This is a genomic window from Alloyangia pacifica (assembly GCF_020524285.1).
In the GTDB taxonomy this organism is placed as follows: Bacteria; Pseudomonadota; Alphaproteobacteria; order Rhodobacterales; family Rhodobacteraceae; genus Salipiger; species Salipiger pacificus_B.
Genome location: NZ_JAIVKX010000025.1, coordinates 40,683 through 62,568, shown reverse-complemented (window position 1 = coordinate 62,568; position 21,886 = coordinate 40,683). Strand labels below are relative to the sequence as shown.

General features: G+C 67.3%; 21 protein-coding genes. 4 read left to right on the top strand and 17 right to left on the bottom strand.

Features of this window, described 5'->3' with window-relative positions; all coding sequences use genetic code 11:
- Positions 1 to 219 precede the first annotated feature (219 nt).
- Both LC039_RS25670 and LC039_RS25665 read right to left on the bottom strand, forming a co-directional pair.
- Positions 220 to 1,422, bottom strand: a complete 1,203-nt coding sequence (locus tag LC039_RS25670; RefSeq protein WP_226629542.1) for a pyridoxal phosphate-dependent aminotransferase — start codon at positions 1,420 to 1,422, stop codon at positions 220 to 222.
- A 1-nt stretch (position 1,423) separates the two neighbouring features.
- Positions 1,424 to 2,086: a TetR family transcriptional regulator C-terminal domain-containing protein gene (locus tag LC039_RS25665; protein ID WP_226629541.1), complete on the bottom strand. Its 663-nt coding sequence runs from the start codon at positions 2,084 to 2,086 to the stop codon at positions 1,424 to 1,426.
- Positions 2,087 to 2,241: 155 nt separating this feature from the next.
- Here LC039_RS25665 and LC039_RS25660 point away from each other — a divergent pair, with 155 nt between their 5' ends.
- From LC039_RS25660 to LC039_RS25645, 4 genes are all read left to right on the top strand, one after another.
- Positions 2,242 to 3,012: an ABC transporter ATP-binding protein gene (locus LC039_RS25660; RefSeq protein WP_226629539.1), complete on the top strand. Its 771-nt coding sequence runs from the start codon at positions 2,242 to 2,244 to the stop codon at positions 3,010 to 3,012.
- Positions 3,013 to 3,048: 36 nt separating this feature from the next.
- Positions 3,049 to 3,825 carry a transporter substrate-binding domain-containing protein gene (locus LC039_RS25655; RefSeq protein ID WP_226629537.1) on the top strand — a complete coding sequence of 259 codons (777 nt, stop codon included), beginning with the start codon at positions 3,049 to 3,051 and terminating at the stop codon, positions 3,823 to 3,825.
- 71 nt (positions 3,826 to 3,896) lie between these two features.
- The gene (locus LC039_RS25650; protein ID WP_226629536.1) at positions 3,897 to 4,616 is read left to right on the top strand and encodes an ABC transporter permease; all 720 of its coding nucleotides are present in this window, start codon (positions 3,897 to 3,899) and stop codon (positions 4,614 to 4,616) included.
- A 10-nt stretch (positions 4,617 to 4,626) separates the two neighbouring features.
- A complete protein-coding gene (locus LC039_RS25645; RefSeq protein WP_226629534.1) occupies positions 4,627 to 5,457 on the top strand; it encodes an ABC transporter permease in 831 nt (276 codons plus the stop codon).
- A 31-nt stretch (positions 5,458 to 5,488) separates the two neighbouring features.
- Here LC039_RS25645 and LC039_RS25640 read toward each other — a convergent pair whose 3' ends face one another.
- The 15 genes from LC039_RS25640 to LC039_RS25570 all read right to left on the bottom strand — a co-directional run bounded on the left by LC039_RS25640 (position 5,489) and on the right by LC039_RS25570 (position 21,861).
- Entirely contained in the window at positions 5,489 to 6,445 is a 957-nt protein-coding gene (locus tag LC039_RS25640; protein WP_226629532.1) for an NAD(P)-dependent oxidoreductase, read from the bottom strand.
- A gap of 145 nt (positions 6,446 to 6,590) precedes the next feature.
- On the bottom strand, positions 6,591 to 7,589 hold the full coding sequence (locus tag LC039_RS25635) for a zinc-dependent alcohol dehydrogenase family protein (RefSeq protein WP_226629530.1): 999 nt from the start codon (positions 7,587 to 7,589) through the stop codon (positions 6,591 to 6,593).
- A gap of 139 nt (positions 7,590 to 7,728) precedes the next feature.
- Positions 7,729 to 8,595, bottom strand: coding sequence for a class II aldolase/adducin family protein (locus tag LC039_RS25630; protein ID WP_319003750.1), 867 nt, complete (start codon positions 8,593 to 8,595; stop codon positions 7,729 to 7,731).
- Entirely contained in the window at positions 8,486 to 9,907 is a 1,422-nt protein-coding gene (locus LC039_RS25625; protein WP_226629527.1) for a carnitine 3-dehydrogenase, read from the bottom strand. The genes LC039_RS25630 and LC039_RS25625 overlap by 110 nt, the downstream gene beginning before the upstream one ends.
- On the bottom strand, positions 9,904 to 10,827 hold the full coding sequence (locus tag LC039_RS25620) for a 3-keto-5-aminohexanoate cleavage protein (RefSeq protein ID WP_226629522.1): 924 nt from the start codon (positions 10,825 to 10,827) through the stop codon (positions 9,904 to 9,906). The genes LC039_RS25625 and LC039_RS25620 overlap by 4 nt, the downstream gene beginning before the upstream one ends.
- A 19-nt stretch (positions 10,828 to 10,846) precedes the next feature.
- The gene (locus LC039_RS25615; RefSeq protein WP_226629520.1) at positions 10,847 to 11,632 is read right to left on the bottom strand and encodes a carnitinyl-CoA dehydratase; all 786 of its coding nucleotides are present in this window, start codon (positions 11,630 to 11,632) and stop codon (positions 10,847 to 10,849) included.
- Complete coding sequence (locus LC039_RS25610; RefSeq protein WP_226629518.1) at positions 11,629 to 13,683, bottom strand: acetate--CoA ligase family protein; 2,055 nt, start codon at positions 13,681 to 13,683, stop codon at positions 11,629 to 11,631. The genes LC039_RS25615 and LC039_RS25610 overlap by 4 nt, the downstream gene beginning before the upstream one ends.
- Positions 13,684 to 13,686: 3 nt before the next feature.
- Positions 13,687 to 14,847 carry an acyl-CoA dehydrogenase family protein gene (locus LC039_RS25605; RefSeq protein ID WP_226629516.1) on the bottom strand — a complete coding sequence of 387 codons (1,161 nt, stop codon included), beginning with the start codon at positions 14,845 to 14,847 and terminating at the stop codon, positions 13,687 to 13,689.
- Positions 14,848 to 14,927: 80 nt separating this feature from the next.
- The gene (locus LC039_RS25600) at positions 14,928 to 15,740 is read right to left on the bottom strand and encodes an ABC transporter permease (protein ID WP_226629515.1); all 813 of its coding nucleotides are present in this window, start codon (positions 15,738 to 15,740) and stop codon (positions 14,928 to 14,930) included.
- A complete protein-coding gene (locus LC039_RS25595) occupies positions 15,737 to 16,546 on the bottom strand; it encodes an ABC transporter permease (protein ID WP_226629513.1) in 810 nt (269 codons plus the stop codon). The genes LC039_RS25600 and LC039_RS25595 overlap by 4 nt, the downstream gene beginning before the upstream one ends.
- 55 nt (positions 16,547 to 16,601) lie before the next feature.
- On the bottom strand, positions 16,602 to 17,714 hold the full coding sequence (locus LC039_RS25590) for an ABC transporter substrate-binding protein (RefSeq protein WP_226629511.1): 1,113 nt from the start codon (positions 17,712 to 17,714) through the stop codon (positions 16,602 to 16,604).
- A 112-nt stretch (positions 17,715 to 17,826) separates the two neighbouring features.
- Entirely contained in the window at positions 17,827 to 18,876 is a 1,050-nt protein-coding gene (locus tag LC039_RS25585) for an ABC transporter ATP-binding protein (RefSeq protein ID WP_226629509.1), read from the bottom strand.
- Positions 18,877 to 18,961: 85 nt separating this feature from the next.
- Positions 18,962 to 19,906 carry a LysR substrate-binding domain-containing protein gene (locus LC039_RS25580; protein ID WP_226629507.1) on the bottom strand — a complete coding sequence of 315 codons (945 nt, stop codon included), beginning with the start codon at positions 19,904 to 19,906 and terminating at the stop codon, positions 18,962 to 18,964.
- 72 nt (positions 19,907 to 19,978) lie between these two features.
- The gene (locus LC039_RS25575; protein WP_226629506.1) at positions 19,979 to 20,725 is read right to left on the bottom strand and encodes a class II aldolase/adducin family protein; all 747 of its coding nucleotides are present in this window, start codon (positions 20,723 to 20,725) and stop codon (positions 19,979 to 19,981) included.
- On the bottom strand, positions 20,722 to 21,861 hold the full coding sequence (locus LC039_RS25570; protein ID WP_226629504.1) for a TauD/TfdA family dioxygenase: 1,140 nt from the start codon (positions 21,859 to 21,861) through the stop codon (positions 20,722 to 20,724). Before LC039_RS25570 ends, LC039_RS25575 begins: the two co-directional genes overlap by 4 nt.
- Between the last annotated feature and the right edge of the window lie 25 nt (positions 21,862 to 21,886).

Below are 21,886 nucleotides of genomic sequence, written 5' to 3'. Positions count from 1 at the left end.
CAGCATGTCTTCGATACTGCGCCGTTCACGAAGGTCTAACTCTGTATGCGCCATCATCCGTTCTCCTTACTTTCCAGCAAGATAGGGGAATTGTCGCAACGGAGTTTAGAATGTGCCCCCTATAGCCAAAATGCGCGTGTAAGGATAATTATGTAATCTTATTCGCTCTAATTTTGCCCAATCTCACCAATGTGCAGTTATAGAAAGATGGCGGGGTTCCTATCCCGCCACCGCTGCTCCGGCGACGTCGCGCCCAGACAGCGCAGCACAGAGCGTCTGAATGCGCCGCGCGGCCTCTTCTAGCTTGGCATCAGGGACCGTCAGCGCGACCCGCACCAGGCCGTCGCCGTTGCCACCAAAGGCGCTGCCAGGCATCACCGCCACGCCCCGCGCCTCGAGCAGCCGCCAGGCGAAGGCTTCGCCGTCGAGCCCGGTGCCCGAGACGTCGAGCATCAGGAACATGCCGCCGCGCGGCGTCTGAGCCGAAAGACCTGGCACCGCGTTCAGCCGCTCGCAGAGCATCCGCGCGCGCCGCCCGAAGGCCTCGCGCATCCGCGCCGAGGTGTCGAAGGTGCCGCGCAGCGCCGCCTCCGTCATGTCGGCGATGAACGGCTGGTTGCCGAAGAGCATCGTCTCGGAGACCGGCAGCAGTGCGGCGCAGAATTCCGCCGGGCCGATGGCCCAGCCGCTGCGGAAGCCGGTGGCGGCGTGGCTCTTGGAGATCGACGAAACCACCACGACGCGCTCGCGCAGCGCGGCGATCTCCAGCGGCGAGATGAAGCTGCCCTCGAAGATCAACTCGGCGTAGACCTCGTCGCAGACGATCCAGAGATCGTGCTCGGCGCAGATCGCTCCCAGCTCTTCGAGCGTCGCGCGGTCGATCACAGCGCCGGTCGGATTGTGCGGCGTGTTGAGGAGCAGCACCCTGCTTTCGGGCGTGATGGCGGCGCGCAGGTCGGCGGGCTGCAACACGAAATCCCGGTCCATACGCAGCGGCACCGGCTGCACATGGCCTCCGGCGGCGGACACCACACCCTCGTAGGTGGCATAATAGGGATCGCCGATCAGCACCCCCTCGCCCGGCCCCACCAGCCCCAGCATGACCGCGAAGAGCGCGGTCTGAGTGCCGGGAAAGCACAACACGTTCTCGGGCCCGACCTTCGGATGGCGCGGACGGTAGGCCTCTACCAGCGCCTCGACCAGCCCGGGCTCGCCGCGCCCGTTGGAGTATTGCGTGCGCCCCGCGCGCAACGACGTCACGCAGTGCTCGATCAATGCGGGGTCCGGTGCGATGTCCGGCTCGCCGATGGTCAGCTCGAGGATGTCCTCGCCCGCATCGCGCCGCGCGCGCGCGGCGTTGTGCACGGCCCACTTGTCTCCGCCGAGGGTGCGCAGGCGTTCGGTGATCGCGGCATACCGCATGTCAGCTCCTTTCGTCTTCGCGCGCCAGGTGGCGCGTCAGCGTTGTGTCGGGCAGGCGCAGGATGCCCTCGGCGGCGGCGAGCGCGATGCCCGGGAGCCGCCGCTCGTCGTAGAGCCCGTGGTCGAGGGAGCCCTCGATCCACAGGCCGTCGATCAGCCCGTTGAGCGCGATGGCAAGATGCTTGCAACGGGCCGGGTCCGCCGGGCAGCCCTGCGCCACCAACACCGGGTGGATGCGCGCCTCGAGCAGGTCGAGGAACTCGCGGTAGCCCTCGCGGTGGATGTCGGCATAGGCCGGATCGACGCGCACGCGCCCCACGAAAGTGGCCCAGAGCGACACTTTCACCCCCGACAGGCTCGGCGCCGCGAAGTTGGCCGCGATGACTTCTGCCAGCGCCGCCTCGGGCGACAGCTCGCCTCCTGCCACAGAATCCTCGGCCGCCGCGGTCATCTGGCCCATCAGATAGGCGTAGGCGGCGCGCACCATCTCGTCCTTTGAAGGGAAGTAGTGCCGGATAAGACCCGCCGAAACCCCGGCCCGCTCGGCGATCTGCCGCGCCCCGGCCCGGTCGAGGCCGAGATCGGCGACACAAGCGAGCGTCGCCTCCAGCAGGTCGGTGCGGCGACGGTCCTGCGACAGGCGGCTGTAGGCACGCCGGGTCATGCCCGGCCTCCCGCCGTCGAAAGCATCATGTCGCGCGCGTTCCGTATGGTCACTTTGACTTCCTCGTCGAGATTTGTTTTACATTCGTACAACAGCGAAGAAATTGCAAGGGATGCAGCCGTCCGGGAGCGCCCGGATTCGGCAGAGGGACAAGCATGAACGACGCCACGCCGGCGGTAGAGATCCGCGACCTGCACAAGCACTTCGGACGCCTCGAGGTGCTCAAGGGCATCTCGCTTACCGCCCGCCCCGGCGACGTGGTGGCGGTGATCGGTGGCTCCGGATCGGGCAAGTCCACCATGCTGCGCTGTATCAACATGCTCGAGACCCCAAGCGCCGGCGAAATCGCGATCCACGGAGAGGCCTATGCCATGCGTCGCACCCGTGGCGGGTTGGAGCCGGCGGACCGCAAGCAGCTGCAGCGCATCCGGGCGCAGCTCGGCATGGTGTTCCAGAACTTCAACCTGTGGCCGCACCGCACCGTGCTCGGCAACGTGATCGAGGTGCCGGTGCAGGTGCTGGGCATGCCCCGCGACGAGGCGGTGGCCCGCGCCCGGCAGGTGCTCGACCGCGTCGGCCTCGCAGAGAAGGAAGACGCCTACCCCGCCCATATGTCCGGCGGTCAGCAGCAGCGCTGCGCCATCGCACGGGTGCTGGCGGTCGAGCCGCTGGCGATGCTCTTCGACGAGCCGACCTCGGCGCTCGATCCCGAGCTGGTCGGCGAAGTGCTCAACGTGATCCGGGACCTCGCTGCCGAGAAGCGCACGATGATCCTCGTCACGCACGAGATGGGCTTCGCCCGCGATGTCGCAAGCCACGTCGTCTACCTGAAGGACGGCCGCATCGAGGAACAGGGTCCGCCCGAGCAGCTCTTCGGCGATCCGCATTCGCCGCACCTGCAGCAGTTCATCCGCTCGATCGCCTGACCGCCCCGCCCCATGAAAACCAACAGAGGAGACACCATGTTCAAGACACTCGCGCTCGCCGCGACAGCCACAGCCGCGCTCGCCGCCCCGGCCCTCGCGGAGCCCTACAAGGTCGGCATCGCCGCCGAGCCCTATCCGCCCTTCTACAGCCCCGACTCGAGCGGCAACTGGAGCGGCTGGGAGATCGACTTCGCCGATGCGCTCTGCGCCGAGATCGAAGCCGACTGCGTGATCACCCCGGTGGCCTGGGACGGCATCATCCCCGCGCTCAACACCGGCAAGATCGACATGATCGTCGCCTCGATGAGCATCACCGAGGAGCGCGCCAAGCAGATCGCCTTCTCCGACAAGTACTACGACACGCCGACCGGCGTGATCGCCCTGAAGGACAGCAAGGTCCAGCCCACCCCTGAGGGCGTCGATGGCGCCTATCTCGGCGTCTCGGTGGGCACCATCCACGAGACCTATGCCCGCGCGCATTTCGCCGAGAGCGCCGCGGATATCCGCAGCTACCCGACGGTGGACGAGGAACTGCAGGACCTCGCGGCGGGCCGCATCGACGCGGTTGTCGGTGACATGCTGGCGCTGATGCCCTTCCTCGAGAGCGCCGCCGGCGCCGCCTGCTGCGAGTACCGTGGGGCGGTCGAGAGCGACCCATCGATCCTCGGCCACGGCGTCGGCGTGGGCCTGCGCAAGGAAGACACCGAGCTGCTTGATCGGGTGAACTCCGGCATCGCGGCGATCCGCGAGAACGGCACCTATGACGCGCTGTCCGAGCCCTACTTCGAGGGTCTCGACATTTACGGCAGCTGAGCCGACTTCCCGGGCCGCGACACCAGCGTCGCGGCCCGGCACACTTCAACGACACGGGACACGGCCGCACGATGTTCGACGCAATAGATTTCAGCCTGCTCGCGCTTTCCTCACCGGGATGGGGCGGCGCGCTTCTCGCCGGGTTCCTGCGCTCGGTCGAACTGGCGGCAGGCGGCTATCTGCTCGGACTCGTCATCGGCCTGCTCGGCGCCAGCGCCAAGCTCTACGGCGGGCGCGTGCTGCGCGACTTCGCCGAGATCTACACGCTGCTCATCCGCGCCGTGCCCGAGCTCGTGCTGATGCTGCTGTTCTACTACGTGGGCACCGACCTGCTGAACAAGCTGATGGGCGCCATGGGACGCGAGGGCATCGACATCGACGGTCTCAGCGCCGGCATCCTCGTCATCGGACTGGTGCAGGGCGGCTACGCGACCGAGGTGATCCGCGGCGCGATCCGCGCCGTGCCGCCCGGACAGATCGAGGCGGCGCAGGCTTTCGGCATGTCGCCGCTCAAGGTGCTGCGCCGGGTGACCCTCCCGGCAATGACCCCGCACGCTCTGCCCGGCATGGCCAACCTTTGGATGATCGCCACCAAGGACACCGCGCTGCTCGCCGTCATCGGCTTTTCCGAGCTGACGCTGGTGACCAAGCAGGCGGCTGCCGCGACCCGCGAATACTTCCTGTTCTTCATCGCCGCCGGGCTGCTCTACCTCGCGCTCACCCTCATTTCGAACCTCGGCCTGCGTTGGCTCGAGCGGCGCGCGCGCCGCGGCCTGCCGGCCGCCGCCTGAGGTGCGCGACATGCCCGATATCGACATCGTCACCCCGATCCGCCCTACCCCCGCCCTGCCCCTGCGCTCACGCCTCGCACCGCTGCTGATGCCGCACCGCCTGGTCATGGCCGGGCTCGCGCTCGCCGCGCTGGCTGCGATCATCACCAAGATGGACTGGAGCTGGCTGCCCGGCTACCTGCCGAAGATCGGCCACGGGCTGCTGGTGACGCTGGCGCTGCTCGCCTCCAGCGTCGCCGCGGGCTTTGCGCTGGCGCTGCCGCTCGGCGCGGTGCAGGTCACCGGCCCGGCGCCGCTGCGCTGGTTGGCCAACGGCTTCTGCACGGTGATCCGCGGCACGCCGTTGCTGCTGCAGCTCTGGCTGATCTACTACGGGCTGGGCGCGCTCTTTGCGCAATTCCCGGAAATCCGCGGCTCCTGGCTCTGGCCCTATCTGCGGCAGGCCTGGCCCTACGGCTTCCTGACGCTGACCCTCTCCTTCGCCGCCTATCAGGGCGAGGTGATACGCGGAGCCTTTGCCGGGGTGCCGCGTGGCGAGTTGGAGGCGGCCCGCGCCTTTGGCATGCCGCGGCTGATGGTGTTCCGTCGGGTCTGGTTTCCGCGGGCCGTGCACCGCGCGCTGCCGACGCTGGCCGGCGAGATCATCTTGCAGTTGAAGGCGACGCCGCTGGTGGCGACGATCACTGTCACCGACCTCTACGCGGTAATCACACGCGTGCGGCAGGCCACCTATCTGACCTACGAGCCTCTGCTGCTGCTAATCGCCATCTACCTGTGCCTGAGCGGCACCCTTACGCTGGCGCTGCGCTGGCTCGAAGGGCGGGTGCCGAGCGGACGCTGAGCCCGCTCCGCCTCGACCCCGTCCGGCCCGGTCAGTAGCCGCGCGCCCGGTCAACGGCATAGGTCATGGGCTGACCGTCGCGCAGCGCCCGCGCAGTCTCCACCACCTGCTCAGCCACCACCTCGGGCAGCGAGTCGCTGGCCACATGCGGGGTCAGACGCAGCCGGGCGTCGCGCCATAAGCGGTGCGTGTCCGGCAGCGGCTCCTCCCGGAAGACATCGAGCGTCGCCGCCTTGAGCTGCCCGCTGTCCAGCGCCGCCAGCATATCCGCCTCGACCAGATGCTCTCCACGACCGATCTGCACCAAGGATGCCCCCGGTGCGAGCCGCGCGAAAAGCTCCGCGTCCAGCACGTTCTCGGTCTCGGTGGTTAGCGGCAGCACGTTGACGAGGTACTGCGCGCCTTCGGCCGCACGCGCCACGGCATCCGGGCCGGAGATATAGGTGACGCCCGGAAGCTGCTCCGCCGGTTCGCTGCGGCAGGCCACCCGAACCGAGAAACCCACCGCACGCAGCCCCGTCACGACGGCCCGTCCCATAGTCCCGTACCCCAGTACCGCGATTTGGACCGAAGCCGGTGCCCGCATCCGAAGCGGCGCCCACCGCGCCTGCGCGGCATTAGCCGCCATTTCTGGAAAGCCGCGTTCGCAATGCAGCACCTCATGCACTGCGTAACCGGCCATCAACTCGGCCTGATGCGGATCGCGCACCCGCGCGATGGCGGCATCTCCGGGCAAGCCGGGATGCGCCAGCAAGGCGTCGACGCCCGCGGCGACCGACATGGCCAGCCCGAGGTCCGGATAGGGCTCAAAGGCCCGCTCCCCCGGCTCCCAGCAGATCGCGAAGCGAACGTCCTCGGGACGGTCGATTTCGGCAGGGTGGCGCAGGACGACATCCGTTGCGCAGGCGCGCAGGGCCTCTCCGTAGAGGGCATCGAGATCCGCCGTTGCGCTGAGATAGACGCCAAGGATGGGTGGTTGCGCGGACATGGGCTTTTCTCCCTTTCATACGACATCGGGCTTATTGCACGTATGTATAACAGGTGCCACGCCGCAGTGACCGACGGGAGGCGCAGTGAAAACTTTCCGGAGCTCCACCGCGTGGTGGCCCCCCGGGCAGAGGACCACCGCAGGCTCACATGGTCACGCAGATCTTGCCGAAATGCGCGCCGCTTTCCTGGTAGCGGAAGGCCTCGGCGAGATCGGCCAGCGCGAAGCTGCGGTCGATCACCGGGCGCAGCTTCAGCGTCTCGAGCGCCCGGACGAAGTCCATCTGTTGCCGGCGCGAGCCGACGATCAGCCCCTGCAGGCGCTGCTGGCGCGCCATCAGCAGCGCCGTGGGGATTTCGCCGGAGCGGCCGGTGAGCACGCCGATCAGCGCGATATGCGCGCCGGGGCGCCCCGCGACGATGGATTGCGCCAGCGTGGCCGGACCGCCGACCTCGACCACGATGTCGACGCCGCGCCCATCGGTGAGGCGGCGCATCTCCTCGCCCCACTCGGGCGTGCTGCGGTAGTTGATGACATGATCCGCCCCGAGGTCGCGCAGGCGCTCGAGCTTCGCGTCCGAGGACGAGGTCGCGATCACCGTGGCACCCATCGCCTTGGCGAGCTGCAGCGCGTAGATCGACACGCCGCCGGTGCCCAGAACCGCGACGGTGTCGCCCGCCTTGATCCCGGCGTCGACCACCAGCGCGCGCCAGGCGGTCAGCCCGGCGGTGGTGATGGTCGACGCTTCCTCGTGGCTCCAGCCCTCGGGCGCATGGGTGACCCAGGTGGCGGGCAGCGTCACCCGCTCGCGCGCATAGCCGTCGCGCCCGTCGCCCGGCGTGGTCGAAAAATCGCTGGGCCGGTCATCGCCATCCAGCCAGTCGGGGAAGAAGCCCGAGACCACGGCATCGCCGGCCGCGAACTCCTCGACACCTGCGCCGACCGCCTCGACCACGCCCGCCCCGTCGGCCATCGGGATCCGCCCGTCCGGCAGCGCGCCCTCGATGGCGCAGACCCGGTAGTCGTGGTAGTTGAGCGAGCTCGCGTGCAGGCGCACGGTGATCTCGCCCGCGCCGGGAGCCGCGGGCTCCGCGACATCGCTGACAACGAGATTGTCGAGACCGCCCGGCGCTTTGATCGTCACCTGTTTCAAGAGATTGCCTTCCTTCTGTCTTGGCCCTCGGACGGGCCGACGCCCGCCTTACCGGCGGATCTAGTGCGCCCGCCCGGGAATGTATTCCCGGGTGGGCGTTCTTGCAGGCCCGGCTGGGCCCGCCGCAGGCTCAGGCCCGGAAATCCGCGCCGACACCCTCGATCGAGCGCAGGTGCGCCTGCCATTCCAGCTCGAGGTCGCCGTCTTCCTCGTTCATCTGCACGTATTGTTTTTGCACGCGGGCGGCGATCTCCTCGCTCACCAGGCGCAGCGGTTGGCCGCTGGAGGTGGCGGCGATCTGAATCTCGCAGGCGCGCTCGAGGTAGAACATGTTGTTGAACATCTCGGCGGCGCTGCGGCCGGTGGCGATGAGCCCGTGGTTGCGCAGCATCAGCACCGGGTGATCGCCCAGATCCTCGACGATACGCTCCCGCTCCTCGAGGTCCAGCGCGATGCCCTCGAAATCGTGGTAGCCGATGCGACCCGCGAACTGCAGCGAGATCTGGTTGAGCGGCAGAAGCCCCTCCTCCATGCAGGAGACCGCCACGCCCGCGCGCGTGTGGGTGTGCATGATCCAGGCCGCATCGTGGCGGTTCATGTGCACCGCCGAGTGGATGGTGAAACCTGCCGGGTTCACCCGCTGCGGGCTGCCGTCCACCTTGTTGCCATCGACGTCGATCTTGACCAGCGACGAGGCGGTGATCTCTTCCCAGCGCCAGCCGTAGGGGTTGATCAGGAAATGCCCGTCCTCGCCCGGCACCCGTGCGGTGATGTGGGTGTAGATGAGGTCGGTGAATTTATGCAGCGCGGCGAGCCGGTAGCAGGCGGCCAGCTCTTCGCGGGTCTGTTTCTCTTCGGGGGACATGGTCATCGGTGTCTCCGGTCTTTCAGTTGCGTTGGCCGACGGCGCCGCCGGCTCCCTCTGCGGGGCGCCTGGCGTGGGCCGCGGCGAGGGCTTCGAGGGCCTGCGCCACCTGCGGCTCGGGCGCGCAGGCACGGCGGGTGGTGAGGTCGGTGTGAAGAAGCAGGGTTTCGAGCGTGGCCGCAAGGGTGCCATCGGGCTTGCTCACGCGGTGGAAGAGTTTCATCTTCTTGCCGGCGCCCTCCAGCACCTGCGTGGTCACCGTCAGGACGGTGCCGCGGTGCACCTCGTCGCGGTAGCGGATGCGGGTGTCGACGGTGAAGAAGCTCTTGCCCGCCGCGACATAGGCCGCGTCCGCGCCCACGAGCTTCATCATCCCGTCGGTCGCCCAGGTGCCCAGCTCGAGGTAGGCGGCCTCGTTCATGTGGCCGTTGTAGTCGGTCCATGTCACCGGCACCGCCTGGCGCAGGGTGATCGGCAGCCCGTCCAGTTCGCCCCCTTCGGCCAGGGTCTTCTCGTGGCCCAGCAGCACGCCGCCCGCGCCGCTGCCGGTGCGGCGCAGCCCGCGCAGGATGGCGACAAGGTTGTCGTCGCGCAGCCGCTCCAGCTCGCGGATGGTCCGGTGGCCCGCTTGGGCGTCGGACTGGCTGCTGATGGTTTCGATTAGGGCGGCATCCAGTTCGGGCACATCGGTCAGCTTGGTCCAGGGCCAGCTGAGGGTCGGGCCGAATTGCTCGATGTAGCTCTGCATCCCCGCCTCGCCGCCGGCGATGCGGTAGGTCTCGAAGAGCCCCATCTGCGCCCAGCGGAGGCCGAAGCTCATGCGGATCGCGTCGTCGATCTCAGTGGTGGTGGCGATGCCGTCCTTGAGCATCCACAGCGCCTCGCGCCAGACCGCTTCCTGGAAGCGGTTGCCGATGAAGGCGTCGATCTCCTTGCGCAGCACCAGCGGGTGCATGCCGATGGAGATGACCACCTCGGCGGCCCTGTCGCAGAGCGCAGCATCGCCCGAGATCTCGGCCAGCGGCAGCAGGTAGACCGGGTTGAACGGGTGCACCACCACCACCGGCGCGCCGCCGGAGGCAAGATCGCTCGCCTTGAAACCCGAGGTCGAGGAGGCGATGAAGCGATCCCCAGGCAACGCGTCGGTGATCTCCGCGTAGACTCTGTGCTTCAGCTCGAGCCGTTCGGATACGCTTTCCTGCACCCAGTCGGCGCCCGTCACCGCCTCGGCGACGGAGTCGGCAAAGGTCAGCGTGCCTTCGCGCGGCAGCGGGCGGTCGTAGAGGGCGGGCAGCGAGGCGCGGGCATTGTCCAGCACCTCACCGATCTTGCGTGCCGCCTCCGGGTCCGGGTCAAAGACGGCGACGTCCCGCCCGTTGAGCAGGAAGCGGGCGGCCCAGCCGCCGCCGATGACGCCGCCGCCGATGATCGCGGCGCGGCTCATGCCGGAACCGATGGGGCGGCGCGCTTCACGAGGCCGAGCTGCGCGCGCACCTCTTCCGGGCCGATCAGCGAGGCACCCATGTTGGTCAGCAGGCTCGCTGCCTTCTCGACCAGCTGCGCGTTGGTCGCCAGCACGCCGCGCTCGAGGTAGATGTTGTCCTCCAGTCCGACCCGGACGTTGCCGCCCGCCAGCGCCGCTGCCGACACATAGGGCATCTGGTCGCGGCCGAGGCTGAAGGCCGACCAATTCCAGCTCTCGGGCACGTTGTTGACCATCGCCATGAAGGTGTTGAGGTCGTTCGGCGCACCCCACGGGACGCCCATGCAGAGCTGCACCAGCGCCGGGTCTTCCAGCACGCCTTCCTTCACCAGTTGCTTGGCGAACCACAGGTGGCCGGTGTCGAAAGCCTCGATCTCGGGCTTCACGCCGTGCTCGGTCATCTGGGTGCCCATGGCGCGGAGCATGTTCGTGGTGTTGGTCATGACGTAATCGCCGTCGCCGAAGTTCATCGACCCGCAATCGAGCGTGCAGATCTCCGGCATGCAGGCGCGGACATGGGCCATGCGCTCAGTGGCCCCCGCCATGTCGGTGTTCGGCGCGTCCAGTTCCATCGGCGTTTCCGGGTCGCCGAAGGTCAGGTCGCCGCCAATACCCGCAGTGAGGTTCAGCACCACGTCCACCTCGGACGCGCGGATGCGGTCGGTCACTTCTCGGTAGTAGTCCAGATCGCGGCAGGGCGCACCGGTCTCGGGGTCGCGTACGTGGCAGTGGACGATGGCGGCCCCGGCCTTCGCGGCGTCGATTGCGGCGTCGGCGATTTCCTTCGGCGAGCGCGGCACGAGGCGGCTCTTGTCCTGCGTTGCGCCCGCGCCTGTGATCGCAGCGGTGATGAAGGGTTTGCGGTTCATCTGAAGAGGCATGGTGTCTCCTGTCGTCTCGTTACCGGCCCTTCCAGACCGGGTCGCGTTTCTCGGCGAAGGCGCGGGCGCCTTCCTTCTGGTCCTCGGATCGGTAGAGTCGCTCGACCGTCTCGAACTGGCTGCCGTTGATCCGGTTCAGCGCGTCCTGGAACTTCATGTCCTCGGCCTCGCGGGCGATCTCCTTGATCGCTGCGAAGACCAGCGGCGGACCGGCGGCAAGCTCGTCCGCCATCTTGCGCGCCTCGGCCATCAGCTCGGCGGCAGGTATGATGCGGTTGACCAGCCCCCAGCGATGCGCCTCCTCCACGTCGAACCAGCGGCCGGTGTAGAGCAGCTCCATGGCGATGTGATAGGGGATGCGCTTGGGAAGCTTGAGCGTCGCGGCATCGGCCACGGTGCCGGACTTGATCTCCGGCAGGGCAAAAGAGGCGTGATCCGCGGCAAGGATAATGTCGGCGCTGATCGCCAGCTCCAGCCCGCCGCCGCAGGCGATGCCGTTGACCGCGGCGATCACCGGCTTGTTGAGGCCGCGCAGCTCCTGCAGGCCGCCGAAGCCGCCCTTGCCGTAGTCGCCGTCGGCGTCTTCGCCGCCGGCGGCGGCCTTGAGGTCCCAGCCCGGGCAGAAGAATTTCTCACCCGCGCCGGTGAGGATCGCCACGCGCAGCTCGGGATCGTCCCGGAACTCGGTGAAGATCTCGCCCAGCTCGCGGCTGGTGGCCATGTCGATGGCATTGGCCTTGGGCCGGTTCAGCGTCACCTCGAGCACCGCGCCGCGGCGCTCGGTGAGCACGTTCGAAGAGGTCATTGGCTCTCTCCCATCCTGATGAGTGCATCCGCCGCCACCGCGCCCGAGGTGCGGCAGATGAGCGGGTTGATTTCGATTTCGTGGAGGTTGTCCGCGTGACGGCGGACCAGCTCCTGCAGCGCCATGATCGTGTCGAGCACGGCCTCCATGTCCGCCGCCGGGCGGCCCCGGTAGCCGGTGAGCAGCGCGCCGGTGCGCAGCCCGGTAAGCGCGCCGCGCACCTCCTCGCGGCTGGCGGGGATCAGCAGCGAGGCGGTGTCGCGGATCAGCTCGGTGAGGATGCCGCCCAGCCCCAGCGTCAGCACAAAGCCATGCGCCGGGTCGCGGGTCACCCCGATCAGCAGCTCGGCGACGGTGCCGATGATCATCTCCTCGACGAGGAAGCTTTCGGCAGGCATGCCCGTCGCCGCCTCCATCACCGCCTCGCGGCAGCCGAGGTTCAGCACCACCGCCCCGGCTTCGGTCTTGTGGGCGATGCCCTCGCCCTTCAGCACCACCGGAAAGCCGATGGCGGAGGCGCAGGTTCCAGCTGTCTCGGCGCAGTCGGCGCGGTCGGACTTAGGCACGCGGATGCCTGCCGCCGAGAGCAGCGCCTTCGCCTCCGCCTCGGGGTAGATGCGGGTGGCGCCCTGGCCGTTGAGCGGCATCAGCACCGGCGCGGGCGGTCGGTTGTCACCCGTTGCCCGCGCGCCGACCTGCGCCGCGGCGCGGATCGCGCGCAGCGCCTCGCCCATGCCGCAGAGCGGAGTGATGCCTAGCTCCAGCGCGCGGGACGCAACCGCCTCGGGCAGCCCCTCGGCGAGCAGCGAGACCAGGGCCATCGGAGTGCCGGTGGCCTCACGCGTCCTGGCCACCGCGCGCAGCACCTGATCGTAGTCCGGTGCGGTGAAGCGGTCGTCGCGCGGGTAGTCGATCACCACGCAGCCGAGCCCCAGATCGGCGTTGCAGAGGCCGGTGAAGGTCGCTTCCAGCGCCGCCTCGTCGCCCCAGATATAGGTATTGTAATCCAGGGGGTTGGCCAGCGCGACCTTGGGGCCGAGTGCGGCGCGCAGAGCGGTCTTCTGCGTGTCGTTCAGCGTGGGGAATTCCACGCCCACGACCTCGCCCATGTCGGCCATCAGCGAGGCTTCGCCGCCCGAGCACGAGGCCGAGACGATGCGGGCCGAGGCAAGCCCGCCGGTGACATGCAGCAACTTCAGCGTCTCGACCAGCTCCGAGGGCGTGTCCACCTGCGCCATGCCGAGCCGGCGCAGCAGGGCCCGTGCCCCGGCGTCGCTGCCGGTGAGCGAGGCGGTGTGCGAGACCGCCGCCTCCTGCGCCTGCTGCGACGCGCCGACCTTCATCGCGACGATGGGCTTGCCCAATTCCTGCGCGCGGCGGGCCAGCCCCTCGAAGGCGGGCAGGTCGCTGATGCCCTCGATGTGCAGTCCGAGCGCGGTGATGCGCGGGTCTTCCAGCAGCGCGATGCCGAGATCGGCCATGGAGGTCTGCGCCTGATTGCCCGCCGCCACGACGGCCGCCAGCGGCAGGCCGCGGCGCTGCATGGTGAGGTTGATCAGCACGTTGGACGACTGGCCAATGACGGCGACGCCGCTATCCACTGGGGACATGCCGTGCCGGTCGGGCCAGAGCGCCACGCCGTCGAGTGCGTTGACGATGCCGTAGCAGTTCGGCCCAAGGATGCGCATCTGCCCCGCGGCGGCGACCAGCTGCGCCTGCAGCGCGTCGCCGTCGGCCAGCTCGGACACTGCTTCGCTGAAGCCGGCGGCAAAGCAGACCGCGCCGCCGCAGCCTATGGCCGAAAGCTCACCGGCGATCTGCACCGAGAGCTCGCGGTTGACGCCGATGAAGGCGGCATCGGGAACGCCCGGCAGAGACGCGAGGTCCGGGTAGGCAGGTAGGCCGCCGACCTCCGATTTCTTCGGGTGCACCGGCCAGATCGGCCCGGCGAAGCCGGTCTCGCGGCACTGGCGCACCACGCTCTCGCACCAGGTGCCGCCGCCGATGACGGCGATGGCCCCAGGCGAGAAGAAGCGGCTGAGCGGCTCCATGGATCAGGCTCCCAGCGGCCGGAAGATTTCCCGGCTGATGATGTGACGCTGGATCTCGGAGGTGCCGTCCCAAATCCGTTCGACGCGGGCATCCCGCCAGAAGCGTTCGATCGGCAGCTCGTCCATCAGCCCCATGCCGCCGTGGATCTGCAGCGCGGCGTCGGTGACGCGGGCCAGCATTTCCGAGGCATAGACCTTGGCCGAGGCGATCTCGCGGTTGGCGGGCAGGCCCTGGTCGAGGCGCCATGCGGAGGAGAGCGTCAGCATGTCCGCGGCGTCGATCTCGGTGATCATGTCGGCGATCTGGAAGCTGACGCCCTGGAACTTGCCGATCGGCTGGCCGAACTGCTTGCGCTCGGCGGCGTATTGCACGGCGTGGTCGAACACCCGCCGGGCGCGGCCCACCGACATGGTCGCCACGGTGATGCGCGTTGCGTAGAGCCATTCGTTCATCACCTCGAAGCCGCCGTCGACCTCACCCAGCACCTGCGCGTCGGGCAGGCGGCAGTTGTCGAAGTAGAGGATGCAGTTCTTGTAGCCGCGGTGCGAGACCGAGTTGTAGCCGTTCGCCACCTCGAAGCCGGGGGTGTCGCGGTCGACGAGGAAGCAGGTGATGCGCTTCTTGGGGCCGCGCGGGGTCTCGTCGACGCCGGTGGCGACGAAGACGATGAAGAAGTCCGCGTGATCGGCGCCGGAGATGAAGTGCTTGGAGCCGTTGATCACCCAGTCGCCGCCGTCACGGGTGGCGGTGCATTTCATGCCGCGCACGTCCGAGCCTGCGTCGGGCTCGGTCATCGCCAGCGCGTCCATGCGCTCGCCGCGCACGGCGGGCATCAGGTAGCGGTCGACCTGCTCGCCCTCGCAGGCCATCAGGATGTTCTGCGGGCGGCCGAAGAAGTGGGTCAGCGCCATCGAGCCGCGGCCCAGCTCGCGCTCGACGAGGGCGAACTCGAGGTGCGACAGGCCCGGTCCGCCGACGCTCTCGGGGAAGTTGGAGGCGTAGAAGCCGAGATCGAGGCATTTCTGCTTGATCTCTTGCGCCACCTCGGCGGGTACCTCGCCGCTGCGCTCGACCTCGGCCTCATGCGGGTAGATCTCGTTCTCGACGAAGCTCCGGACGGTGGAGACGATCATCTCCTGTTCTTCGGTCAGTCCAAAATGCATGTCGGACCCTCTTGTTCTGTCGTTGGGTTGGTCTGGGGTTTTGCGGGGCCTCCCGCACCGCCGGGGCGCGGGAGGCAGGATCAGCGGGCGGCGCGTTCCTTGCGCATCAGGAGCAGGGCACGGGCGATCACCAACAGGCTCACCACGAGGATCAGCAGCACCGAAAGCGCGGCGATCGAGGGATCGACGTTGTCGCGCAGGCCCATCCACATGCGGCGCGGCAGGGTGATGGTCTCGACCGAGGTGACGAAGAGCGTGACGCCGATCTCATCCCAACTGAGCAGGAAGCACAGGAAGAACGCGCCCAAGAGGCCGAAGCGGATGTTGGGCAGGATCACCCCGAAGATGCGGGTGGGCACACTGGCGCCCATGGATTGCGCGGCCAGGTCCATGCGCCGGTCGATCTGGCTCAGCGAGACCATGACGACGACCACGGCGTAGGGCACGATCATCACCATATGGGCGAGGATCACGCCGCCGAGGCTGTCGTAGGCGATCAGGCTGTTCCACTCCGAGAGCTTCTTGAGGAAGAAGTAGAGCGTCAGCGACGAGACCACGGGCGGTGCCACCATGGGCAGCAGCACGAAGCCGGTCATCAGCCCGGAGAAGCGCGGCCGCAGCATCCAGATGCCGATGCAGAAGGCAGTGGCCAGCGCCACGGCCAGCAGGCTGGCGCTCACGCCGACCTGCACCGAGGTGAGGAAGCTGCTGAGCCACTCGGGGTCTTCCCAGAGCGCCTGATAGTGGCGCAGCGAGTACTTCCCGTCGGGCAGGCTGAGATAGCGGCGCGAGGTGAAGCTCACCGGCACCACCGCGATAAGCGGCATCAGCAGGAAGAGCGCGACCAGCGCGGTCAGCAGTGTGGCGAGGCGGCCGGGGTGCAGCTTTGTCATTTCGCCATCTCCCCGTAGCGGCGCATCAGCAGCACGAGGATGCCGCCCACCGCGAGCATCAGGATCACGCTCATCGCGGCGGCCATGCCCCATTGCGGGATCTGGAAGATCCAGAGGTAGATCAGCTCGGCGATCAGCACCGACTGCCCGCCGCCCAGCAGCGCGGGGGTGACAAAGAAGCCGACCGAGAAGACGAATACCAGAAGGGTCGCGCCCATGATGCCGCTGGCGGTCATCGGCAGGAACACCTGCCAGAAGATGCGCAGGCGAGAGGCGCCCATGCCGTCGGCGGCGGTCAGCACGCGCTCGTCGACGTTGCGCATGGCGGTGGCCAGCGGGAAGACCGCGAAGGGAATGAGGTAGTGCGACATGCCGATGATCACGGCGAACTCGTTGCGGGTCATCTGCAGCGAGGTCTCGATCAGCCCGAGGTCCTTGAGCCAGGTGTTCAGCAGGCCACGGTTTGACAGCATCGATATCCAGCCGAAGGCGCGGCTGAGGACGGAGATCCAGAAGGGGATCATGATGCACAGCTCGGTAAGGCTGCGCACCAGCGGGCGGCCGCGGACCCAAAGAAGGGTGATGATATAGGCGGCGGCGACCGAGACGGCGGTGACGATCACGCAGATCCGCAGGGTGCGCCAGATTGCGCTGAGGGTCAGCGGATCGGACAGCACGTGGCTGTATTGTCCGAGCCCCGGCTCGGGGTCGGTGAAACTGAGCTGCATGATCCCGAGGAAGGGCAGCAGGTAGCTGCCTCCGAGGAACAGCAGCACGGGGCATATCAGGAAGAGATAGGCGCGCATGGAGGCTCCTTGGTGCCGCCCCGCGACGGGTCGCGGGGCGGCGGGGATGACGGGATCAGGCGGAGATGATCTGCAGGTAGGCGTCGAGCGCCGCGCTGTAGTTCTTCTCGTACCAGTCCATGTCGAGCGCGGTTTGCTTGGGCAGGTTCTCGGGATCCATCGGATTGAACATGCGGTCTTCCTCGGGGATCAGCGCGTCTGCCGCCGGGTTGCTCGGGCCGTTGCCGAGCATCTGGAACAGCACCACCTGGCGCTCGGGCTCCTGCGTGGCCGCGATGTACCGCATGGCCGCCTCGGTGCCGCCGGGGTTGCCCTTGACGACGGCGATGCCGCCCGGCCCGATGATGCCATCGTCCCAGGTGAAGGTGATCTCGCCCTCGGTGTCCTTGTGCAGCAGGCTCGCCCGGGTGTTCCAGATCAGCGCCATCGACACGTCGCCGTTGAGCAGCAGCGACTGGCTCTCCGCGCCGCCGCCCCAGAAGGCACCGATGTGCTCCTTGAAGCCCTCGATCTTCTTGTGCGCGCGGTCCAGATCCAGCGGATAGAGGTCCTCGGGCGCCACGCCGTCGGCCAGCAGTGCGGCCTCCCACATGCCCGCGCCCCATTTGTACATGGCGCGCTTGCCGGGGAACTTCTCGGCGTCGAAGAAATCGGCCAGCGAGGTCGGCGGGGTGTCGAACTGCGTGGCGTCATAGGCGATGACATAGGAGTAGAAGTAGCAGGACGAAGAGTATTCCCAGCCGAAGCCCTCACGCTGCTTGGCCGGATCGACGATGTCGTAGTCGATGGGCTCGATCATCCCCTGGCGGCCGAGCGCCTGCGCCGAGAAGGGCTCGGCATCGACGAGGTCCCAAGTCGGGTTGCCGCCCTTGGCCTGCGCGATGATCGCACCCTCGGTCGGGCCGGAGCCATCGTAGAGCACCTTGATGCCGGTCTCGGCGGAGAAGGGCTTTCCGAAGGCCTCGTCCATGGCGTCGAGCGCATCACCGCCCCAGTTGACGAAAACCAGCTTTCCCTCTGCGGCCTGCGCGCCGCGTGCACCGAGGCCGATGGCGGTGGTGCCCATCAGCGCTCCGAGACCCTGCAGCATCTGGCGGCGGGAGATCTGGCCCTTGGCCTCACGTTCCTTGAGAATTTCGACGCAATCGTTCTGGAAGTGGCTGTTCATGTACTCACCTGTCGTTTCGTTTCTTGATGGGAGGAGGGTGTCGGAGACACAGCTGCCCCGGCCCGGCGCGCGCGGCGCTCCGGATCGCAAGGCGGGGCAGGACGGGAAGGCGTCAGACGGCGAAGCTGTCTTGGACGTCCCAGGCGACGCGGAGTTCCGCTCCGGTCTGCGGCGCCGCGAGGCCGGTGCCATTGTCGAGGTAGAGCATCAGCTCCTCGCCGCCCTGAGTTTCCAGCAGCAGGCGGGACTTGGAGCCGAGGTAAACCTTGTCCCGCAGTCGCACGGGCAGCTGGTTGGCATCGCCTTCGGAGGCGAGGCGCATGTGCTCGGGGCGCACCGCGAGATGGCCGAGGCCTGCGGCATTGCCGGGCAGGTGGATCGCGGTGCCAGCGATGCCGGCCGGGCCGTCGAGCGTCAGGATATTGATGTCGCCGAGGAATTCGGCGGTAAAGCGGTTGGCAGGACGCTCGTAAACCTCGTCCGGGGTACCGACCTGCTGCAGCTCGCCGTGGTTGAAGATGGCGATGCGCGACGAGAGCGCTAGCGCCTCTTCCTGGTCGTGGGTGACGAAGACGAAGGTGGTGCCAAGCTCTCGGTGGAGGCGCCGCAGCTCCTCCTGCATCTGCCCGCGCAGGTTCTTGTCGAGCGCCGAGAAGGGCTCGTCGAGCAGCAGCACCTTCGGCTCGTAGGCCAGCGCCCGAGCCAAGGCGACACGCTGCTGCTGGCCGCCCGAGAGCGCCTTGGGCTTCTTGTTCTCGTGGCCGGCAAGCCCGACCATCTCGACCATCTGCGCGACACGGTCGGCGATCTGCGCCTTGGAGCGTTTCTGAACCTTCAGCGGGAAGGCGATGTTCTCGGCCACCGTCAGGTGCGGAAACAGCGCGTATCCCTGAAAAACCATGCCGAAGCCGCGCTGGTTCGCGGTCCAGCCGGTCATATCGTGCCCTTCGAGGAACAGCTTGCCCGAAGTGGCGTCCTCATACCCTCCCAGCAGCGTCAGGAAGGTGGTTTTCCCCGAGCCCGACGGCCCAAGCAGTGAGAGGAATTCGCCCTCGGCGATCTCCAAGGAAATATCCCGTAACGCGTGGAATTTTCCGTATTTTTTTCCGACCGAACGTGCTTCGATCTGCGTTGTGTTCACCACAATCGCCTCGCTCTTCATTCCTGTCCGTTATGCGACAAACCTAGGGAAGCGCGAGCGTGGACCGCAAATGAAACTTGTTGAGGCACTCGACAAATGAAATTTGTCATGGGTCGCGATCTCGGCGAAACCTGCTCAATTCAAGTCGTCTTTTCAGCCAGTTACGAAACTCCGCCACGATCTCATTTTCGAGGTTTTCCTCCGGGGTACAGAGAAAATAACCCGTCTCTGCGTGGAGGGACGGCGAAAAAGGACGCATCAGTTTGCCTTCCCGCAGCTCATCACGCCACAGGACCGTGTCGCCGATCGCGATCCCCTGGCCGGCCAAGACCGCCGTGTGCACGATGTTCATATCCGAGTAGCAGATGCCGCGATGGGCATTCTCCGGCGGCAGGCCGGACAGCTGCATCCAGTTTTCCCAGTCGCTGAAGTCGTTCATGTGCAGCAAGGTCGCGGCCTTGAGGATCCCGAGATCGTTGAAGTTCTTGAACTGGCTCAGGTAGGCAGGGCTGCAGAGGGGCGTGAAATCGACCGACATCAGTGGCTCGATCAGCAGGTGCGTGCGCGGCTCCTGCCCGAAAGTGATGAAGGTGTCGACTTCGGGGTTGTTGGTGTCCGCAAGGTTGTGGGTGCTGATCACGTTGAGCACCACCTCAGGGTTCTCTGCAAGGAAGTCCCCGATATGCAGGCACAGCCAGGCCGAGGCGAAGCCCGGCGGCGCGCTGACCGTCAAGCGCCCGCTCAGCCCGTTCTGCGAAACGCGCGCGGTCGAAGTGGCGATCATGCTCAGCGCACGGCGGACGTCTTCGGCATAGGCGCGGGCCCGCGGGGTGATTTCGGTGCGGTTCCCGTGGCGCTCGAGGATCTTGAATCCGAGATCCGCCTCCAGCAGCCGCAGCTGGTGGCTCACCGCACTGCGAGTGACGTTCAGTTCGGCTGCGGCCCGCCAGAGCGCGCCGTTGCGTTCGACGCTTTCGATGGCGCGCAGCGCCTGAATGGAAGGGAAGCGTTTGATGGCCGACCTCGTCTGCTGGAATGGCTGCCGCTGCATAGCGCAGCGCGCGCCGGCGGGCGAGACCTGCGCCGCACGGGGCCACCCAAGGCGGCCCCGCGCGCGTGCGGATCAGAGCTTGGGCAGTTGCGACTTCAGGAAGTCGAAGTGCCGCGCCGCCATGCCACGATAGGCGCGCCAGCCGTCGGCGGTGTTCTGCGCCACGGCGTCCGACAGCACCGAGAGCTTTTCGCCGCTTGAGCGCGCGAGGATCAGCGTCTGTGCGGCCTTCTCGAAGAAGTAGAGGTCTTCGTAGGCATCGGCCACGGTCTCGCCGACCACGGTGACCCCGTGGTTGCCCATCACCAGCACCGACTTGTCGCCCAGCGAGTCCGCCAGCCGCTCGCCCTCTTCCTCGGCGTCGGCGATACCGCCGAAATCGAGGTCATAGGCGGTGCGCCCGTAGAAGCGCGCGGTGTTGTTGTCGATCGGCACGACGGTTGGATCGGCAAGGCAGGACAGCGCCGTGGCATAGGGCGAATGGCAATGCAGAATCACCTTCGCCTCCGGCTTCTTGCGGTGTAGCGTGCCATGCACGCACCAAGCCGACGCGTCGGGCGCATCGGGACCGTCCAGCACCGTCTCGTCGCCGCTGTCGAGCAGCAGCAGATCCTCTGACCGGATCGTCGCGAAGTGTTGCCAGCGCGGGTTGAGCAGGAAGCGGACGCCATCCTCGGAAACGGCGGCGCTGAAGTGGTTGCCGACCGACTCGCTCCAGCCCATCTGGTGGCAGATGCGGAAAGCCGCCGCGAGATCCCGCCGCAGGGCGGCAGGATCGGTCGCGGTTTCCGGCAGGCTGTGCAGGGATGCGGTGCTCATTTCTTGAACCGCCCCTCGCTGACCAGCGCGCGGTAGGTCGAGCGCATCTCGGCGCGGTCGGTATAGCAGCCGCGCAGGTAGCGATCCCCGCTTTCCGCGGTATAGGCGGCGCGGCCATGCACGATGCGATGGTTGTCGAAGACCATGCATTCGCCGGCCGTCATCAGGAAGGTCATCATGTATTTCTCTTCCTGCAGCATCTTCCCGAAGCGGCAGAAGGCCGGGTACCAGCTGTCCAGCAGCTCTTGGTCCAGATCGGAGATATCCAGCATGTGCTGGCTGATGGTCAGGCCGGACACCTCGCCATGCTGGTCCAACTCGATGATCGTCTGGCGCGAGCGCATGTCGTAGGTGTCATGCTCGCAGAAGAACGGCACGGGCACCTCCGAGAGCACCTTGAACCCCTCGGGATCGCGGAGCCGGAAATCGTTGGCCACGGCCACGCCATCGGCGTAGAGGCTGTAGCCCCCCTCGACGGTGTTGGCCCGGCAATGCAGGAATTGGACGCCCGGCGCGTGCTCTTCGGCGGGGGTGTCGGTATGCAGCTCCAGCGCCGAGGCGGTGTAGGCGGTGTTGGTCGGGTTGATGTGGGTCTTCACGTCGAAGTAGTCGCCGAAGAAGGTCGGGCGGACCTGACCGATCATCTCTGCGGTCTCGGTGATGCCCGCGTCGCTGTTTGGCATGTCGGTGAGGATCACGAAGCCTTCGACCAGCAGTGCCTCGATCCATTTCGCCCGCAGCGCGGGGTCGGCCAGCAGCTCGGGCTGGCTGAAGCGGGGCACGTCGGGGTAGTGATCGCCGTACCATGCCTTGCGCGGCAGGTCTGCCGGATCGGGGCGGCGCTGCGGGGTCTTGTAGGCCTCGAGCCAGTCCAGCGGGAAGCGGGTGACGTGATCCTCGCCCGCCCAAGTGATCTCCAGCGCGTCGCCGACAATCTCGGCGGTCTGCGCACGCGGCGCGGTCTCGAGATGGAAGATGTCGAAGCTGCGCTCGCGCGTGTCCGCGTCGAACGAGCTCGGGCAATTGTCGCGGAGCCAGAAGTAATTGAAGTAGTGGCTGGCGCCGTCCGAGAGGGCAATCTCGAGGCCCTTGTCCATCAGGACCGGAGCCGCGATTGGGGAGGTCATCACGTTCATTATATTTTCCAGTGCTTTGGGCGTG